At 63.1% G+C, this 19,330-nt stretch carries 6 protein-coding genes; all 6 read left to right on the top strand.

Features of this window, described 5'->3' with window-relative positions; all coding sequences use genetic code 11:
* The first annotated feature begins 90 nt into the window (after nt 1-90).
* From pglW to brxD, 6 genes are read left to right on the top strand one after another with little or no spacing between them, the layout of a single operon-like run.
* Complete coding sequence (gene pglW, locus MUG94_RS03230; protein WP_227908370.1) at nt 91-4,314, top strand: BREX system serine/threonine kinase PglW; 4,224 nt, start codon at nt 91-93, stop codon at nt 4,312-4,314.
* On the top strand, nt 4,311-7,862 hold the full coding sequence (gene pglX, locus MUG94_RS03225) for a BREX-2 system adenine-specific DNA-methyltransferase PglX (RefSeq protein WP_247098834.1): 3,552 nt from the start codon (nt 4,311-4,313) through the stop codon (nt 7,860-7,862). Before pglW ends, pglX (MUG94_RS03225) begins: the two co-directional genes overlap by 4 nt.
* The gene (gene pglX / locus MUG94_RS03220; RefSeq protein WP_247098833.1) at nt 7,859-11,422 is read left to right on the top strand and encodes a BREX-2 system adenine-specific DNA-methyltransferase PglX; all 3,564 of its coding nucleotides are present in this window, start codon (nt 7,859-7,861) and stop codon (nt 11,420-11,422) included. The genes pglX (MUG94_RS03225) and pglX (MUG94_RS03220) overlap by 4 nt, the downstream gene beginning before the upstream one ends.
* Nucleotides 11,419-15,228, top strand: a complete 3,810-nt coding sequence (locus tag MUG94_RS03215; protein ID WP_227909310.1) for a DUF6079 family protein — start codon at nt 11,419-11,421, stop codon at nt 15,226-15,228. Before pglX (MUG94_RS03220) ends, MUG94_RS03215 begins: the two co-directional genes overlap by 4 nt.
* The gene (gene pglZ, locus MUG94_RS03210; protein ID WP_227909309.1) at nt 15,225-17,978 is read left to right on the top strand and encodes a BREX-2 system phosphatase PglZ; all 2,754 of its coding nucleotides are present in this window, start codon (nt 15,225-15,227) and stop codon (nt 17,976-17,978) included. The genes MUG94_RS03215 and pglZ overlap by 4 nt, the downstream gene beginning before the upstream one ends.
* Complete coding sequence (gene brxD, locus MUG94_RS03205) at nt 17,971-19,326, top strand: BREX system ATP-binding protein BrxD (RefSeq protein WP_227909308.1); 1,356 nt, start codon at nt 17,971-17,973, stop codon at nt 19,324-19,326. The genes pglZ and brxD overlap by 8 nt, the downstream gene beginning before the upstream one ends.
* Nucleotides 19,327-19,330: the final 4 nt, after the last annotated feature.

Raw genomic sequence — 19,330 nt, 5'->3', positions numbered from 1 at the left:
CGCTCCGCAGGCCAACAGCCCTGGGTTGTCGGCCCGCGCTGCTAATCTGAAGTGTCCCCTGACTGGGAACACATCGACATAGGGGGTCGCGTGGAGCAGAACCGCTGGGTAGAAGTCAGCCCGTCTCAATTCGCACATGAGACCGAAGGCCTGCACTACCTAAAAGCCAAGCTTCCCGACACCAGCCCGTACCGGGTATGGAGCAACTTTGAGTTCCGCGATGAGCGCGGAGGCTGGCATGAAGTTGACGCCCTCCTGCTTGGCCGCGGTGCGCTTCACCTCCTTGAGCTGAAGTACTACTCCGGACGACTCACGGGTAACGACACGCAATGGCTGCGTGCCGGCAAACGAGCCGAGGCTTCCCCGCTTCTGCTGGCCAGGCGGAAAGCACAGTACCTAGCATCAAAGCTCAAGACCGCATCGCTCGACTGGGGCCGCGAAAAAGGCGTGACGGTCGATCCAAAGGCGATCGTTCCCTTCGTTAATCAGGCTGTCTTCCTCCATCACCCGGGGTTCAGCAGCGAGCTCCCGGCATCGTCCGCTCTCGGCCTTTACGGGCTGGATGAAAACGAAAACACCAGCCACCTCCCCGGTATCAGCACGCTGATCAACGAACCTCCGCGCGGTGCAGCCATCGGTCAGAACCAGGAGATACTCCTGGTTCACCTGATGGAGCGCATCGGATTTGTGCAGCGCCGCGAACGCGAAGCCGGGTCCTGGATCATTGAGGACGGCGCCCTGGACGAAGGACCCGATTGGCAGGACTGGCGCGGCTACCACAAGGTTGCGAAAGAGGAACCGGTCCGTATCCGCTTCCAGATGACCAGTCCGGGTGCTGCCCAGTCACAGGCGAGCCGAAACTACCGCATCGCCGAGCATGAATACAGGCTCATGAGCCGACTCTCCCATGACGGCTTGCTCCGTCCCCGAGACCTGGTGGACTCAGAACTCGGCGTCGGGCTCGTGTATGACCACTCCGACGATATGCAGCGGCTGGACCTTTGGATGGCCGAACAGACAAACGGTCTGCCCTTGGAGGACCGTTTGTCCATGATCCGCCAGCTATCCGAAGCCCTGGACTATGCGCACCGCAACCAGGTTGTCCACCGTGGCCTTAGCCCGAAAGCCGTCTGGGTCAAAATGAGCCACGGCCAGCCGAAGGTACTCATTGGTGGCTGGCAGAGCGCGGGGCTCGCCTCACAGGAAGCTGCGAGCAGGCTCGGCGGCGCCGGGGTTACGTCCCTGTTCGACGCCGCGCAACACAACCCGAACGCTGCTGATGCCTGGCTAACTGAAGCCTTCGAGGCGCCCGAAGGGCGTTGGCGTCCGGAATCAGCTGACCGGATCAAAGCCGACCTATTCTCGCTCGGCGCGTTGGCCTACTACATTCTTACCGGCAAGGCACCGTCCGTCTCGTCCTCTGCTCTGAAGGAGCGGCTCCGGACCCAGCACGGGCTGGATTTGTCGCTCGACCTCCCGGAGGTCTCAGCCAGCATCCGCAGCGCTGTACTCGATGCCACCCGGCCGGCTCCCGGCCAGCGGCTGGACGCGGTCAGCAAATTCGTCGACGAGATCTTTTCTTCACCGCAGACCCAACAGATTCCCGATGAGGACGTTGACGCCGTCGACGCCGTCCCCGGCGCAGTACTGGCCCACGGACGCTTCAAAGTCCTCCGCCGTCTGGGCAAGGGTTCCACTGCCGTCGGTCTGCTCGTTGAAGACGCGAACGACGGCGGCACCCAGCGTGTCCTTAAAGTGGCACTGGATGCCAAAGCCGCACAGCGGCTCCACGACGAAGCCGCAGTGCTCCGCGCGCTCACCGGCTCCCGGCTGGTCCGGATCTTGGAAGGCCCGCTCATGGTGGGGGACCGCAGCGCCCTCCTGCTTGAGAGCGCCGGTGAGGAAACGCTCAGCGAACTGCTTCGCAGCCGCAAACGTCTCTCCCTCGATCTGCTGGAGCGGTTCGGACGCGATCTGCTGGAGTCGCTGGTGCAGCTGGACAAGGCAGGCATCGATCACCGCGACATCAAGCCTGGCAACTTGGGCGTGCGCGCGGAACGAAGCGGAAAGCACCTTGTCCTGTTCGACTTTTCCCTTTCCCGCGCCGCTGCATCGGATGTGACAGCGGGAACTCCGCCGTACCTCGACCCATTCCTAGGCGGAGTGCGCAGCAGGTTTGATTCCGCTGCTGAGCGATACTCTGCGGCGGTAGTCCTGTTCGAAATGGCGTCGGGGCACAGCCCGTACTACGGGGATCCGCTCGCTGACCCTGCCTCAGTCACCGACGAGGTCACCATCGCTCCCGGCGACTTCGATCCTGCTGTCTCGTCCCGCCTCGAGACATTCTTCCGTACCGCATTGGCAAGGGACGCGAAGCAGCGCCACGACACCGCCACCGAGATGCTGGAGCAATGGCGATTGGTCTTCCCGACCGATGTCACCACCGCTCCAGCCAACGCTGACGAGCTGGTAGCAGCCGCTACCGTAGCCACTCTCTTGGAGCGGTCAGGTTTGTCCGCCCGAGCACTATCGGCCGTTGAACCGCTGGGCGTCGCCACAGTAGGCGAACTTCTGGCGGTTGATCCTGTCCGACTCACGAACCTCAGCGGCGTAGCACAGTCAACCCGGCGTGAAGTCTCCCTCAGAGCCAAGACATGGCGCCAGAAGTTCGGTGAATCCACTCCGCGCGCAACAGCTGGCGGCGCCCTTCTTCCTTCCGTCATGGCGCTCGCTGAGATGCTGATTGAAACCGCGGGAACCCGCAAGGCGGTTCAGCAGCGCTCTGCAGCAGAACTGCTTCTGGGCGTAAACGGGACGATTGATGCTTTTGCCACCCAGGCGAAACTCGGAGCGCACCTTCCCAATCGGACTAGCGCCGCCCGCGCGAATCAAATCGTCACCAAACTCCAGAACACATGGGCTGAGAATCCCCACACGCTGAACGCTCTCACCACCCTGTCGCAGAGGATCTCCGACCGGCTCGAGGCTCTTGGAAACGTTGCGAGCGTCTCCGAACTGGCGTCCGAAATCCTGGCGATTACAACGGTGGAATCAGAACACACGGAGAAAAACGAGCGGATCGCCCGGGGCCTGCTCCGCCTCGTGATTGACCGCGGTCGGGCACTGCGGCGCGCGGATGCCGACGACGACGGCGCACTGGAGATTCGTCGGCGCGAGGGCATCGTGGTCGCAGTTGCTAAGGAAACTGCCCTGCTTGATGCCGCCGAGCGGCTCGGCCGTGAAGCTGATGCATTGCTGCAGGAAACCCCCATGGAACCCGCTATTGTCCCGGCCGAGCGGGCACGCCAGCGACTCACCGCTGTCCTCGAAACGGCGGGGATTGAATCCCCGCAGCTTCGCGACGTGCTCCGCCTCACGAAGCTGTCCGCGGGCCTGTCCCATGATGCAGCGGCGTCGGGCACCGGCGAGCTGCATCCCCGCTCCCTCTCTCAGCCGGATGCGCTGCGTCTTGCCCTCAGCGGGGTCTCCGGTCCGCAGCGGCTCTCCGCACGGGAAATAGCGGACCGTGTCCGGGTCCGCTTCCCTGCGGTGCCGCCCCTGCCCGCCGCCGGCAGGTTGGCTGAACTTCTGCGCGAAGCTCAACTCGATCTCGTGCAGGACCCCACCTCAGGAACATACGGTGTGCCTACACGCTTCGAAACCGGATCGGGCTCCTCATCCCGGCTCTCGACTGCAACCCACACCGGTTCGGTTGTCAGCAGTGGTTCCGCTTTGGATTCTCGCCTCCGGGAAAGCGCAACTCTCCGGTCCTTCCTGGCGTTGGGCGCCCGGGCTGACAGGTGTGAAGCGTTGGCCCGCCGGCTGGAAACCGAGTTCAATGCCCGCCGGGTGGACGTCACGGCACTGCTGTTGGACGAGTTGAAGAAGCTTACGCAGCAGGACCGTTTCCCGTCCTGGGACGTTCTGGTGCAGGCGGACGCGCAGACGGATGACCAACGCGCAACCCGTGGCCTGGCTGCTCTGGTCGGCATGGCACTCCCTGCCGTAGAGGCAGCGATTACGGATGCCGCGAGCAACAGTGCCGACGGCAGGCTCCGTCCTGTTCTGATTGTGGAAGCTGCTCCCTTGGTCCGGTACGGCCATGGAGACCTCATCCGGCGGTGGAGCGACCTCGCCACGCCACGGGGCCAGGCCGTATGGATTGTGCTGCCGCAATTCGGCGCCAACCAGGGTCCGTTGCTGGACGGTTTTTCCGTTCAGTCTTCCCCCAACCAGTTCATCCGCGTTGACCCCACATGGATTGACGCCGCTGCTGAAACCGACACCACCGCCGCTCAAGGAGCAACCGCATGACCATTGGTAAGGACCTCACCTCGAAGCTGCAGAAGCTGGTGCTGCGGGTGGAGGACGACCTGCGGGTAAGGCTTCAGGACGAAACCGAGCGGAAGAGCCGCTGGCAGCAGGAACATCAGGCAGCGCTGGATGCCGGGCGGACCTCCTCTGCCTGGGTGTCCTGGCGCGATGACCGCATCACCCAGTCCGCGGTGGGCTGGGTCCTGACCACCGTTTTCCTGCGGTTCTGCGAAGATAACTCGCTGCTCTCCAAAGTGTGGATTTCCGGTCCCGGCCCCCGCAGGCAGGAAGCGTTCGACGCCGAAAACGCGTTCTTCCGTGCCCACCCGGAGTCGACCTGGCGGGAATGGATCCTCGAAGGCGTCCAGCACCTGCGTCGGTTCCCCGCCACCTCCGGACTGGTCGGGGAACACGCGGCCCTGTGGCAGGTCTCCCCCTCGGGTTCGATGGCCAAGGAAATCCTGGACTTCTGGCGCGCCACCGACGAAAACGGGAACCAGCTCTACAACTTCCAGGACGAAGAGCTCTCGACCCGTTTCCTGGGTGACCTGTACCAGGACCTGTCCGAATACGCGAAGAAGACCTTCGCCCTGCTGCAGACCCCGGAGTTTGTAGAGGAGTTCATCCTCGACCAGACCCTCAACCCTGCCCTGGCGGAGCGTCCTCTGGAGGGCTTCAAACTTATCGACCCGACCTGCGGATCGGGCCACTTCCTGTTGGGTGCCTTCGAACGGCTCCTGGACGCCTGGGATGCGAAGGCGCCGAACCTGGAAACCCGGGAACGAGTAAGCAAGGCTCTCGACGCCGTGCACGGAGTGGATTTGAACCCCGCGGCGGTGGCGATTGCACGGTTCCGCCTGACCATCGCTGCGCTGAAAGCGACCGGTGAGCTGAACCTCGAGATGGCACCGGATTTCCCGTTCCACCTCGCCGCCGGCGACTCCCTGCTGCACGGGCAAGCCCAGCGCGAATTCCAGTTCGAGGGCTTCGACGGCGACGCCAAGCTTTCCGGTTTCACATACGCCACCGAGGACCTGGACCAGCTCAAATCCATCCTCTCGCCCGGTCAGTACGACGTGGTCGTGGGCAACCCGCCCTACATCACCGTCAAGGACAAAACCCTCAATGCTGCCTACCGCAAGCTCTACTCGACCTGTAAAGGCACGTACGCGTTGACCGTGCCGTTCATGGAACGCTTCTTCGGTCTCGCCAAACATGGAACCGATACCCAGCCCGCCGGTTGGACGGGGCAGATCACCTCCAACTCGTTCATGAAACGCGAATTCGGATCCAAGCTGATCGAGGAATACCTCGTCCGGCAGGACCTCCGTGCCGTGATCGACACCTCCGGCGCCTACATCCCCGGGCATGGCACCCCGACTGTCATTCTCATCGGCAAACACCAGCAGCCGACCCCCGGACCAGTGCGCGCTGTACTCGGCGTCCAGGGCGAACCCGAACGACCGGAAGACCCTGCTCAGGGAAAGGTCTGGAGCGCAATCGTCGACAACGTCGATTCCCCCGGACACGACGGACAATGGGTCACCGTCGTTGACCTCCCTCGGGACAGGCTGGCCACCCATCCTTGGAGTCTCACCGGCGGCGGTGCCAGCGGACTCCTCGCGCTCATGAATGAGTATCACCACAGAGCTCTGCGCCGAGCGATTGCGGAAATAGGACGAACCACCCACACGGGTAACGACGAGGCATTCTTCCTTCCCCTCTCCAGTCGTGGAGTGCGAAAACTCGACGCGGACACGGTGCCTGTTGTCCTGGGCGAGGAAGTGCGGGATTTCCGACTGCAACCTGCCAACTGCACTGTCTTTCCGTATGACTCTCAGGGTGCACCGAAAGAGCTAACTGTCGCTGCACAACGGTACCTTTGGCGGGTTCGGCGGGGGCTCGAAACCCAGCTGGACTTCCAGCAAACTAAGGCGGAGCGCGGGTTACGCTGGTTTGACCACTCAATGTTCTTTCCTGCAAGATACCGCAACCCCCTTTCGATAGCTTTCGCATTCGTGGCGACGCACAACCACTTCGTGCTCGACCGCGGCGGGAAAGTCTTCAATAGGTCCGCACCCGTTATCAAGCTTCCGGAAGGTGCGACGGAAGAGGAACACCTTGCCCTGCTCGGGGTCCTGAATTCCTCTACCGCTTGTTTCTGGCTCAAGCAAAACAGCCACGACAAGGGAAACGGCGGTATTGGCGGAGGAATCGCCAGCAGCGAGTGGGAACGCTTCTTTGAGTTCACTGGGACGACGCTCAAAGACTTCCCGCTCCCTGCTGCGCTGCCTTTGAAGCGCGGCAGCCAGCTGGATGCTCTCGCTCAGTCGTTTGCAGCTTCCGCACCTGCAGCGCTCACCGAGGATGGCACCCCCACCGCTTCAGCCCTTGAAGAAGCACGCAAGACCTCCCAGAGCATTCTGGGTCAGATGGTGGTGATGCAGGAGGAACTGGACTGGGAAACTTACCGCCTCTACGGCCTGACTGATGAGGACCTGACTTACCACGGTGAGGACCTGCCCGAACTCCTGCTGGGCCAGCGAGCCTTCGAGATCGTCCTCGCCCGCAACATAGCCGTGGGTGAGCAGGCGCCTGAGTGGTTCCAGCGGCACGGTTCCACCCCAATTACCGCCCTGCCCCAGGAGTGGTCGTCAGGGTACCGGGACCTTGTCCAGCGGCGTCTGGACCTGATTGAGTCGAACCCGAACATCCGGCTACTGGAAAAACCCGAATACAAACGCCGGTGGGCCACTGAGCCGTGGGAGAAGCAGGAAGAACGTACCCTGCGGACCTGGCTGCTGAACCGACTCGAGGACCGCTCCTACTGGTTCGACGCCCAGGGACGTCCCGCTGCCCGCAGCATCTCCCAGCTCGCGGACATGGTCACCCGCGACGCGGACCTGGTCGGTGTCCTCGCTCTCTGGGACGGGACCGTGGACGTCGACGTCGTCAAGGCCCTCACCCGCCTGCTCACCGATGAGGCTGTCCCCTACCTCGCCGCCCAGCGGCTGAAGGAACCCGGGCTGCGCAAACGAGAAGCCTGGGAAGAGACCTGGGAGCTGCAGCGCCGGGAAGACAATGGTGAAGACGTCGGCAAAATCCCGGTTCCGCCCAAATACACCAACACCGACTTCCGGAAAGCATCCTGGTGGCAGGCCCGCGGGAAACTCGATGTCCCTAAGGAGCGGTTCATCCTTTACCCGGGTGCCGGGCGTTCCACCGATCCGACCCTGCTGCTGGGGTGGGCGGGGTGGGACCATGTGCAGCAGTTCCTGGTCCTGGCTACCCTCATGGACGAACGCCGCTCCGAAGGTGCCGACGACGCCCAATTGGTGCCCCTCGTGGCGGGGATGGCCGAAGTCCTGCCCTGGGTCAAACAATGGCACGCCGACCTGGACCCGTCCTTTGGCATGAGCATGGCCGATTTCTGCACCGGCCAGCTCGAAGAACGCATGACCCAACTCAACCTCACCGCCGCTGACCTCAAAGCCTGGCGCCCAGCGGCGGCCCCCCGCGGCCGCCGCACCCTGAAGGAGAACGCATGACCATTGGCAAGGACCTCACCCCGAAGCTGCAGAAGCTCGTGCTGCGGGTGGAGGATGACCTGCGGGTTCGGCTTCAGGACGACACTGAGCGGAAGGCACGTTGGCAGCAGGAACACCAGGCAGCACTGGACGCCGGACGGACCTCCTCCGCCTGGGTGTCCTGGCGCGATGACCGTATCACCCAGTCCGCGGTCGGCTGGGTCCTGACCACTGTGTTCCTGCGCTTCTGCGAAGACAATTCGCTGCTCTCCAAGGTTTGGATTTCCGGTCCCGGCCCCCGCAGGCAGGAAGCGTTCGACGCCGAAAACGCGTTCTTCCGTGCCCACCCGGAGTCGACCTGGCGGGAATGGATCCTCGAAGGCGTGAAGCACCTGCGCCGGTTCCCCGCCACCGCCGGCTTGGTCGGAGAACATGCAGCCCTTTGGCAGGTCTCCCCCTCGGGCGGGATGGCCAAGGAAATCCTGGATTTCTGGCGTGCCACCGATGAGAACGACAACCTGCTCTACAACTTTGCAGATAAGGAACTTTCCACCCGTTTCCTGGGTGACCTGTACCAGGACCTGTCCGAATACGCGAAGAAGACCTTCGCCCTGCTGCAGACCCCGGAGTTTGTAGAGGAGTTCATCCTCGACCAGACCCTCAACCCTGCCCTGGCGGAGCGTCCTCTGGAGGGCTTCAAACTCATTGACCCGACCTGCGGATCGGGCCACTTCCTGTTGGGTGCCTTCGAACGGCTCCTGGACGCCTGGGATGCGAAGGCGCCGAACCTGGAAACCCGGGAACGAGTAAGCAAGGCTCTCGACGCCGTGCACGGAGTGGATTTGAACCCCGCGGCGGTGGCGATTGCACGGTTCCGCCTGACCATCGCTGCGCTGAAAGCGACCGGTGAGCTGAACCTCGAGATGGCACCGGATTTCCCGTTCCACCTCGCCGCCGGCGACTCCCTGCTGCACGGGCAAGCCCAGCGCGAATTCCAGTTCGAGGGCTTCGACGGCGACGCCAAGCTTTCCGGTTTCACATACGCCACCGAGGACCTGGACCAGCTCAAATCCATCCTCTCGCCCGGTCAGTACGACGTGGTCGTGGGCAACCCGCCCTACATCACCGTCAAGGACAAAACCCTCAATGCCGCGTACCGGAAGCTTTACTCGACCTGTAAAGGCACGTACGCGTTGACCGTGCCGTTCATGGAACGCTTCTTCGGTCTCGCCAAACATGGAACCGATACCCAGCCCGCCGGTTGGACGGGGCAGATCACCTCCAACTCGTTCATGAAACGGGAATTCGGGACCAAGCTGATCGAGGAATACCTCGTCCGGCAGGACCTGCGTGCGGTGATTGACACGTCCGGTGCCTACATTCCCGGGCATGGCACCCCGACTGTCATTCTCATCGGCAAACACCAGCAGCCCAGGACAGAAACCGTGCGTGCCGTTCTCGGTGTCCAGGGCGAACCAGGACGACCGGAAAACCCCGCAGCGGGCAAAGTCTGGCGCTCCATCATCGACAACCTCGAAGCCCCGGGCCACGACGGACAATGGGTCACCGTTGTTGACCTTCCACGGGACCGACTGTCCACCCACCCTTGGAGCCTCTCAGGCGGCGGGGTTTCAGAAGTTGCCAAGCGTATCGAGGGATCGTCCAAGGCAAGCCTTGGCCAGAGGGTTTCCGGGCAAATCGGTGGAGCCATCCGAGCAGGCGCCGACGAAGCATTCATGCGCCCCATTGGGTGGAGGCCTCGTAACGAAAAAACCGTTGCCGCATTGCGGCCTTTCGTTATGGGCGACAACTTGCGAGATTGGGTATCGACGCTCGACACCCAACTGATTTTCCCGTACGAGTACGGGACAAAGAAGGTGATCGATGACGGCATCCGCCAGGAGTTGTGGCCCTGGCGAGCGACCCTCGTGTCGCGCAGTACATTCCAAGGCAACATGGCTGATGCCGGTTTGTCTTGGTGGGAATACATGCAATACACCCTGGCCCCCTACAGGTCACCGCTGTCCATCACCTTTGCCTTCGTTGCGACGCATAACCACTTCGTGCTCGACCGGGGCGGGAAGGTCTTCAACAGGTCCGCTCCGGTGATCAAGTTGCCCGAAGGTGCCACGGAAGAAGAACATCTTGCCCTGCTTGGTGTGCTAAATTCCTCCACGGCGTGTTTCTGGCTGAAGCAAAACAGCTACCCGAAGGGAGGGGACCCGGTGGGTAAGGACGGTGCGCGCGTTTCGCAGCAGCCCTGGTCCGACCGTTACGAGTTCACGGGGACGACGCTCCAGGACTTCCCTCTCCCTTCTGTGCTGCCGTTGAAGCGCGGCAGCCAGCTGGACTCACTCGCCCAGTCGCTTGCTGTTTCCACACCCGCAGCACTCGTTATGGACGGCACTCCAACCGCCTCCGCAATCGAAGAGGCACACAAGCAATCGCAGAGCATCCTCGGCCAGATGGTAGCGGCACAGGAAGAACTGGACTGGGAAACCTACCGCCTCTACGGCCTGACCGATGAGGACCTGACCTACCACGGTGAAGACCTGCCCGAACTCGTGCTGGGCCAGCGCACGTCCGAAATCGTCCTCGCACGGCAGCTCGCCGCCGGGGAATCGACGTCCACATGGTTCCAGCGGCACGGCTCCACACCTATTACCTTCTTGCCGGAGGAGTGGCCCGAAGCGTACCGGGACCTCGTGCAGCGACGTCTGGACATCATCGAGTCCAACCCGAACATCCGACTGCTGGAAAAACCCGAATACAAACGCCGGTGGGCCACTGAGCCGTGGGAGAAGCAGGAAGAACGCGCCCTGCGGACCTGGCTGCTGAACCGACTCGAGGACCGCTCCTACTGGTTCGACGCCCAGGGACGACCGGCTGCCCGCAGCATCTCCCAGCTCGCGGACATGGTCACCCGGGATACGGACCTGGTCGGTGTCCTCGCTCTCTGGGACGGGACCGTGGACGTCGACGTCGTCAAGGCCCTCACCCGCCTGCTCACCGATGAGGCTGTCCCCTACCTCGCCGCCCAGCGGCTGAAGGAACCCGGGCTGCGCAAACGAGAAGCCTGGGAAGAGACCTGGGAGCTGCAGCGCCGGGAAGACAATGGTGAAGACGTCGGCAAAATCCCGGTTCCGCCCAAATACACCAACACCGACTTCCGGAAAGCATCCTGGTGGCAGGCCCGCGGGAAACTCGATGTCCCTAAGGAGCGGTTCATCCTTTACCCGGGTGCCGGGCGTTCCACCGATCCGACCCTGCTGCTGGGGTGGGCGGGGTGGGACCATGTGCAGCAGTTCCTGGTCCTGGCTACCCTCATGGACGAACGCCGCTCCGAAGGTGCCGACGACGCCCAATTGGTGCCCCTCGTGGCGGGGATGGCCGAAGTCCTGCCCTGGGTCAAACAATGGCACGCCGACCTGGACCCGTCCTTTGGCATGAGCATGGCCGATTTCTGCACCGGCCAGCTCGAAGAACGCATGACCCAACTCAACCTCACCGCCGCTGACCTCAAAGCCTGGCGCCCAGCGGCGGCCCCCCGCGGCCGCCGCACCCTGAAGGAGAACGCATGACCATCCTGCTTCGCGACGTTTTCGATATCCCTGACCGGGCGGGCGTCGAAGACTACGTCCTTCGTCTCACTGACGCCGTCAGCGGCACGGGGGCACAACATGCCCTTGACGACTACGTTGTCACGCCGTCCCTGGTCGATGCCTTCGAGCAGGCACTGGACCTCGTGTCCGATGCGGTAACCACAGGCATCAACCGGGGTGCCTTCCTGACGGGTTCCTTCGGCTCCGGTAAGTCGCACTTCATGGCGGTCCTCCATGCCCTCTTGCTCCAGGACCCGCAGGCACGGGCCGTCCCCGAGCTGCAGGAAACGGTGCTCAGGCACGACCCGGTTCTGCGCGACAAGAAAATCCTGCCCCTGGCATTCCACTTCCTGGACGGCAAGTCCATGGAGCAGGTCATTTTTGACGCCTACATCAAACGGATTCAAGCCGTTCATCCAGACGCGCCTCTGCCCGGACTCTTTGCCTCGGATGCCCTGCTGCAGGACGCAGATAAACTGCGGCAGACAATGGGAGACCAGCAGTTCCTTCAGGGACTCGGCGGCGGCTCCGACGACGATGTCTGGGCCGGAGTTCTCGGCTCAACCGGCTGGGACCTGGAGCGATATGAGGCTGCCCGCACGGCCGCCCCACAGAGTTCCGAACGGCAGGCTCTGGTCAGCGCCTTGGTTCAGGCTTATTACGGCTCCTACGTCCGGTCGGGTGAATACGTGGACCTGGACACAGGGCTGGCGGCGATGTCTGCTCATGCAAAAGCCCTGGGCTACGACGCCGTCGTTTTGTTCCTGGATGAACTGGTTCTCTGGCTCGCATTCGGTATGCATGAGCCGGCCTTCTTCCGCCGCGAGTCACAGAAACTGACAAAGCTCGTCGAGGGTTCCTATGGAAGCCTGCCGGCGCCGCTCGTCTCCTTCGTTGCACGGCAGATGGACCTCCGAAAGTGGTTCGCCGACGCCGGTGCAAACGGCGCCCAGCAGGAGGCGCTGGAGTCCGCCTTCCGGCACCAGGAGGGCCGGTTTGCCCGCATCGAGTTGGGCGACGATAACCTGCCCTTCGTAGCCAGCAAGCGGCTGCTCAAACCCCGTGATGCCGATGCGCAGGCAGCGATCAATGATGCGTTCGTGCGGCTGGACCGCAATCCCAAGGTCTGGGACGTTCTTCTGGACGGGGTCAATGCAGACGATCGGCACCGCGGTTCGGATGAAAAGGCTTTCCGACTCACATACCCCTTCGCTCCTGCTTTAGTCTCCACACTTCGCTCCCTCTCCAGCGTTATGCAGCGTGACCGCACTGCACTCAAGGTCATGCAGCAGATGCTGGTGGACCGGCGAAGCAGCATGGGCATTGAAGACGTCATTCCGGTCGGAGACAGCTTCGACTACATCGTGAAGGGCCAGGCAGGGGCTGCTCTTGACGCGCAGGCTGCTGCTCTGTTCCGGGCAGCCAACCAGCTATATCAGGAAAAGCTGCTTCCGAAGATTTTGGCCAGCAACAATATGGTCGCGTCAGATCTCGATGACCCCGCCCGGCAGACACCTGCCTTCCACGCAGACGACCGGCTGGCGAAGACGCTGCTCCTCTCGGCTGTTGCTCCTAATGTCCCCGCACTCAAAGCGCTCACAGCATCGCGGCTGGCCGCCTTGAATCACGGCTCCATCGCCTCCCCCCTCCCCGGGGGAGAAGCCAACATTGTGCTGTCCAAGGTGAAGACCTGGGCGCGTGAGATCCCCGAAATCCATGTCAGCAGCGAACCGCTCAACCCCATCATCCGGGTTCAGCTCTCGAACGTGGATTACGAGTCCATCGTCGACAAGGCCAAAGGTGAAGACAACCCCGGCCGCCAGCGCGAACTGATCCGCAAACTTGTGGCCGAGGGTCTCGGCCTGGACCTCGGGGAGCCTGATTCCTGGAACGTTTACCGTCACACCGTCGTGTGGCGCGGTTCCCGGCGGGAGGTGGAACTGGTCTTTGGCAACGTGCGTGACGCCGGCTGGTTGACCGACGACCACTTCCGAGCATCTGCAGGGGCATGGCGCTTTGTGGTCGACCACCCCTTTGACGAACAGCAGCACTCGGCCGCCGAGGATGTTGAGCGTATCGAGAACCTCCTGGCCCGGAACTTCACATCCCAGACCGTTGTATGGGTTCCCCGTTTCCTCTCCCCCGATTCCATGCGGGACCTCCGCCGTTTGGTGGTTCTGGACTGGCTCCTGGACGCGAGCGGGGAACGTTGGAACAGCCATGCCAACCACCTGAGCGAGGTAGACCGCCAGCAGGCTCGGGGCATCCTCGAATCCCAGCAGGCGGCCCTCCGTGAGAGCCTCCTTCGTGTTGTCCAGCAAGCGTACGGTGCCGCTACACCGGCTCCGGGTGCGCTGGTGGATGACCCATCGCACGTTAAAGTTCTGTACTCTCTGGACGCCGAATACGCGCCGCAACCACCCGTCGGCGCGACGCTTGGGGCTGCTTTCCGACAACTGGTAAGCCGTGCCTTCGAATCCAGCTTCCCCGGGCATCCGCGCTTCGAACCTGAGGACAAGGAAGTCACCTCCGGCGAGCTGAAAGCTGTCGCAACGATTCTTGAGGCCGCATCGGCAGATCCGGAAGGGCGGGTGGAATACACCACGGACCCGCGCCCGATCCGTCGGATCGCGAATCCCCTCGAAGTTGGTTATGCCGGGGAAACCCATTTTCTCTTCGGAGATGGCCGGTTCGGCCCGTGGGGAGCCACAATTGAGCGCGGCCTGTCCAAGGCCGGCGTACAGGACAACGATCCGGTGAATGTCGCCAAACTGCGGGAAATTATCGACTCCGTTGAACCCGCTCATGGGCTTCACAACGATGTCTCCGACCTCATCGTTATCGGATGGGGCCTGCTCCGCCAGCGTGCCTGGTTCCAGTATGGAAGTCCCCTTCCCACCACGCCGTTGCCTGGCAAGGTGCAGCCCTCCATGGAGCTGCGCGCCCAGCCCATGCCTACGGCCGAGGAATGGGAAGCTGCACGAACCGTCGCCGGCGGGGTTTTCGGAATCGAAGCTAATAAATACCGAACGCCAGCGGCGGTAGCCAACCTGACTGATGCCGTCCATGCTGCAGTTAGACGCGCATTGCCGGATGCCGCCGGTCTCGTCCAGGTGCTTGAGGAGTCAGTACCCCGTCTGGGATCGGATGGCGGGCCGCGGCTCAAGCTCGCCCAACAAATGGCGAACGCCTTGGAAATACTGCAGCACCAGAGTGGTGTCACATTGATTCAGTCTCTGGCGAAGTTGGACTTCGGGGCCACTGCGCCGGAAGCCGCTGCATCTTTGGCAAAGGCTAAGGAAGTAACGACGGCACTCCGGAACTTTGATTGGACCCGGCTTGCCCCGGCTTTCAACGCTGCGAAGAGCCACGACGCCCGAGCCGACGGCGCCCAGGCGATCCTGGATCGCCTGACACAGGGGCTCCGTTCCCACGAACAGGCACAGCGAGCCACGGTAGTTCTGAAGAATGCCGTCGACGAAATGATTGCTTGGCTCTCCGCCATCGTGGTTGATCCCGGCCCCGTCGACCCCGGGCCCGGCCCCGTCGACCCCGGGCCCGGCCCCGTCGACCCCGGGCCCGGTCCGGTTGACCCCGGGCCCGGTCCGGTTGACCCCGGGCCCGGTCCGGTTGACCCCGGGCCCGGTCCGGTTGAGCCCGGGCCCGGTCCCAATAACGGCACTTGGCTGGGGGATGATGCCCATGACGCCGCCCGCAAGGTACAGCAGTTTATCCGGCAGCACCCCGGCAAGCGCGTTGAGGTTACGTGGAAGGTAATCGAATGAGCATTGCGGTAGGCCAAACCGGTGCGGTGAGCAACGCCGTCGTCCGCTCGCTGGTCGCCAACGCACGCAAGCACAGCAATCAGCGGGTGCTTGCTGTGCGCGGTGAACCTGCCCCCGACATCGAACGGCGGCTGACCGACGCAGGCCAGACAATCCATGTTCTGCCCTGCGTATCCGCGCTGGCCATGAGAGATGCGCTGTACCAGCACACCCCTGAAGAATGGCTTGTGATCGTGACCGACCGGTCTGAGGAGGATCTCGGGCCCGGGCTGCTCAGCCATTTCGCCTTTCAACGGATCCAGGCACCAGGCGCCTGGGACGCTGTTCGAGAGCGTTTCAGCGCGGATCGGTTGGACAGAGCCCTGGCCCAGGTCCCCCACCGGATGGCTGTGGCCCAAGGTCTGCTGACCATTACGCCCGACGACGGGTGGCCGGCCGCTCCCGGGTCTGTCCTGACCAAAGACCATGCCTTCGGGGCGGTCGCCACCAGGAAGCTCGGTCTGCCCGCAGGTCCTCTCGACGTTGTCAGCCTCCTCGCCTGGACCTTCCAAAACAACGCGGAGGCCCGCCTGACCGAACTCCGCGATCTTGCCGGGAGCGAGCTGGCGGATGCCGTATTGGACTGGCTGACGGCGAAGGCTGGTCAGGCTCAGGCACCGCTGAGGGAACTGCTGCGCGCAGGGCAGGGAAAAGACGTTCTTCCCTTGGGGCTGGCGCTGCATACGCTCACCACGGCAACTCCCAGAGAGCGTCAAGCGGCCGATCTTGGGCTCGCACGTCTGGAGCACCTGTGGCAGGGTTCCCCGAGTCCCGTTTCGCGCAACAACCTTGCCGCATTGGGCACTGCCTCAATGAGCCTGGTGAAGACGATGCTGGGACGGCCCGCAACATGGCAGGAGAGCCATGCGGCACTGCAAGCCGCAGAGCGGCTGCTGGGCAAGGCCCAAGCGTCTGATTTGGCTGCAAACTCGGCCGTGCTTCCCGCAGGTCTCACCAAAGCTCTGCGCAAACTGGCAGGCGCGCTGCGTTCTTTCCCCGCTTCAGGCATTGGGGCCGTGGAGTCAGCATGGGCTGTTGTTCAAGACCATGCCCTGGCCTACCCGGTTCGAGCCGATGCCCAGGATTCCCGAGTCGAGGTATTCCACTCGGCAGTCCGTCTTGCCCGCTGGTTGAATGCCGCGGAGGCAACACCTGCTGGCTTCGCCCAAGCGGTGCTTCTTCAGGCGCGCGAATACGCGTGGGTCGACGTCGCCTACAACGATGCCGCGGCCGGGGTCAGCGACGAAGAACTCGCCGAGGGCCTGGGGAATATTCTCCGGCTGACCGAGGAACGTCGGAGATCATACGACCGAGCGTTTGCCTCGCTCCTGGCTGCTTGGACTTCCGCAGATAGCAGCATCCCTGGCGCGAAGGCAGTCACGAAGGAGAAGCACGTCTGGCCCCTCGAAAACCTGCTCCCAGGGGTTATCGCACCCTTGGCAGCCAGCCACAATACCCTGCTCCTGGTGCTTGATGGCATGAGTGCAGCCACCGCAGCAGAGCTGGCCTCCGGGATCCTTCGGAGCAATGAGGGCTGGGAGGAGATTCTTCCCCAATCTTCAGAACACCGCATGGCAGCGGTCGCCGTCCTGCCGACCCTGACTACGCTCAGCCGTGCATCATTGCTCAACGGAAGGCTGATCAGCGGCGGCCAATCAGTGGAAGCGTCTGGGCTGGCAACGGTCGCGAAGAGTCATGGGATTGCTCGACATGCGCTCTTCCATAAGGCTCCGCTTGACTCTTCGAGGCCTGGTCTGGCTCTGCAGGACGACATAGCGACGGCGATTGCCGATCCGGAGACCAAGCTGGTGGCCTGTGTCCTGAATACCATTGACGATGCTCTCGATAAGAGCGATCCCGCCGGCACCACGTGGACGCCTGAGACAATCCGTCACCTGCGACCTCTCTTGGCTGCCGCCCAGTCCGCCGGCCGAACCGTAGTCCTGACCTCCGACCACGGACACATCGTGGAACGCCGGCGTGGAGAGCTGCGGAGCTTCGGATCGGTCAGCAGCGCCAGGTCGCGTTCGGCCGATGAAGGTACCGTCAGTGCAGATGAAGTGCTGGTGGCGGGCCGCCGCGTACTGGCCGAGGGAGGACGTGCCGTCCTCGCTGTTGACGAAACACTGCGGTACGGTCCTGTGAAAGCCGGCTACCACGGTGGTGCCAGCCCTGCAGAGGTAGTAGTCCCCATTGTTGTGCTTGTCTCCGGAGACGACATTCCCGAGGGTTGGAAGCTGGCCGCACCGCAGGAGCCGCTTTGGTGGTCCATCGCCGTTTCCGACCGTAGCGATGCTCCCCTTCCTGCCCGGAACGGAAAGCTGACAGAGTCATCCAAGGACCACACACCGTCCTTGCTGGAAGAGCTCGGTGCTGAGCAGCCCTCCGATGGAGAAACCTCGATCGGAGCCGCAGTGGTGTCCTCGCAGACGTTCAAGGCCCAGAAGACAGTTTCCGGCCGTGTGGGATTGTCCGATCAGCAGGTAGCTGCTCTCCTGGATGCCTTGGTCTCAGCGCCCGGTACACGGATGCCGCGAGACGCTGCCGCCGTCGTGCTCCAGGTCCCTGCCGCACGCATCAACGGCGCCGTCGCCCAGGCACAGAAACTGCTCAACGTGGAAGGCTACGGGGTGTTGCGCATCGACGGTCCCCTGGTGATTCTCGACAAACAACTGCTTACGGAACAGTTCGGGGTGAAAGCACGTGGCTGAAATCTCTCCTCGGCGACGCCGTGAGGTCATTGACGCGCTGCGCCGCGGTACGGTCCCCGCAAATGGTTTGGACATACTGGCCGTCGGGTTGGAACGCTTCCATCAGTCCGTCGAGGAGGAACTCGATTCTGTAGCCGGCGGCGGCGCGGTGGTCAAAGCCGTTCGCGGTGAATACGGGACCGGCAAGACTTTCTACACCCGACACCTCGCCGAAAAAGCCATGCGCCGCGGTTTCGCCTCGGCTGAAGTTCAGATCTCGGAGACGGAGACTCCTCTGCATAAGCTGGAGACCGTCTACCGGAGGATTACCGAGTCCCTCCGAACAGCGTCGGTTCCTCCGAGTGCCTTCCGCTCCGTGCTGGATGCGTGGCTCTTCACTTTGGAAGACGACGTTCTGGCTGCCGATCCCACCCTGGCTGACGGTTCAGCTGCAGCTTTGGCCACCGCCGCCGACGAGCTGCTGGACCGGCGGCTGGCTGCAGTCAGCTCGAAAACCCCGGCCTTCGCTCAGGCCCTGCGAGGTTACCGCTCGGCCGTGGCAGCAGGCGACACGGCCACAGCTGATGGGCTGGCAGCATGGTTGGCGGGACAACCCCACGTTGGTGCTGCCGCCAAGCGCTCGGCCGGGGTTCGTGGTGACCTCGACCACTTTGGTGCGCTCGGTTTTTTGCAGGGATTGTTACTGATCCTCCGCGACGCCGGGCATCCCGGGCTATTGGTCGTTCTGGACGAGGTGGAAACTCTGCAGCGGATGCGGTCCGATGTCCGGGACAAAGCGCTCAACGCCCTCCGTCAGCTGATGGATGAAGTGGACTCCGGGAGGTTCCCCGGACTGTACCTGGTGCTGACCGGCACCCCTGCGTTTTTCGAAGGGCCGTCCGGGGTGCCGCGGCTGGCTCCCTTGGCCCAGCGGCTGGCGACGGATTTCGGCACGGACTCCCGTTTCGACAACCCGAGGGCAGTCCAGATCCGGCTGGCCGGGTTTAACCGTGCCTCGTTGGAGTCGCTAGGCGCCAAGGTACGGGACCTTTACGCTGACGGGGCGAGTGAACCAGCCCGTGTTCGGTCGCTGGTCGACGACGTCTACATCGGTGATCTGGCTGGTGCGGTTGCCGGCGGGCTCGGTGGAAAAGTCGGGTTGGCTCCCCGGATCTTTCTCAAGAAACTGGTGGGTGATGTGCTGGACCGTGTGGATCAGTTCCCTGACTTCGATCCCCGCAAGCACTATGCGCCCACGCTCAGCACGGAGGAATTGAGTCCGGAGGAGCGTAACGCTGCGGGTTCATCACGGGCGGCTTCTCCTGCCGGCTTTGTTTCCATTGCGGATGACGTGGATCTGGACCTCTGAGAAG

The organism is Arthrobacter gengyunqii, assembly GCF_023022985.1.
In the GTDB taxonomy this organism is placed as follows: domain Bacteria; phylum Actinomycetota; class Actinomycetes; order Actinomycetales; family Micrococcaceae; genus Arthrobacter_B; species Arthrobacter_B gengyunqii.
This window is presented reverse-complemented; position numbering and strand designations above follow the sequence as displayed.

Bases quoted from the DNA above. Each gene is read 5' to 3' on its own strand.
- pglX (WP_247098834.1), top strand. From the start codon at position 4,311: ATGACCATTGGTAAGGACCTCACCTCGAAGCTGCAGAAGCTGGTGCTG.
- pglX (WP_247098833.1), top strand. From the start codon at position 7,859: ATGACCATTGGCAAGGACCTCACCCCGAAGCTGCAGAAGCTCGTGCTG.
- MUG94_RS03215 (WP_227909310.1), top strand. From the start codon at position 11,419: ATGACCATCCTGCTTCGCGACGTTTTCGATATCCCTGACCGGGCGGGC.
- pglZ (WP_227909309.1), top strand. From the start codon at position 15,225: ATGAGCATTGCGGTAGGCCAAACCGGTGCGGTGAGCAACGCCGTCGTC.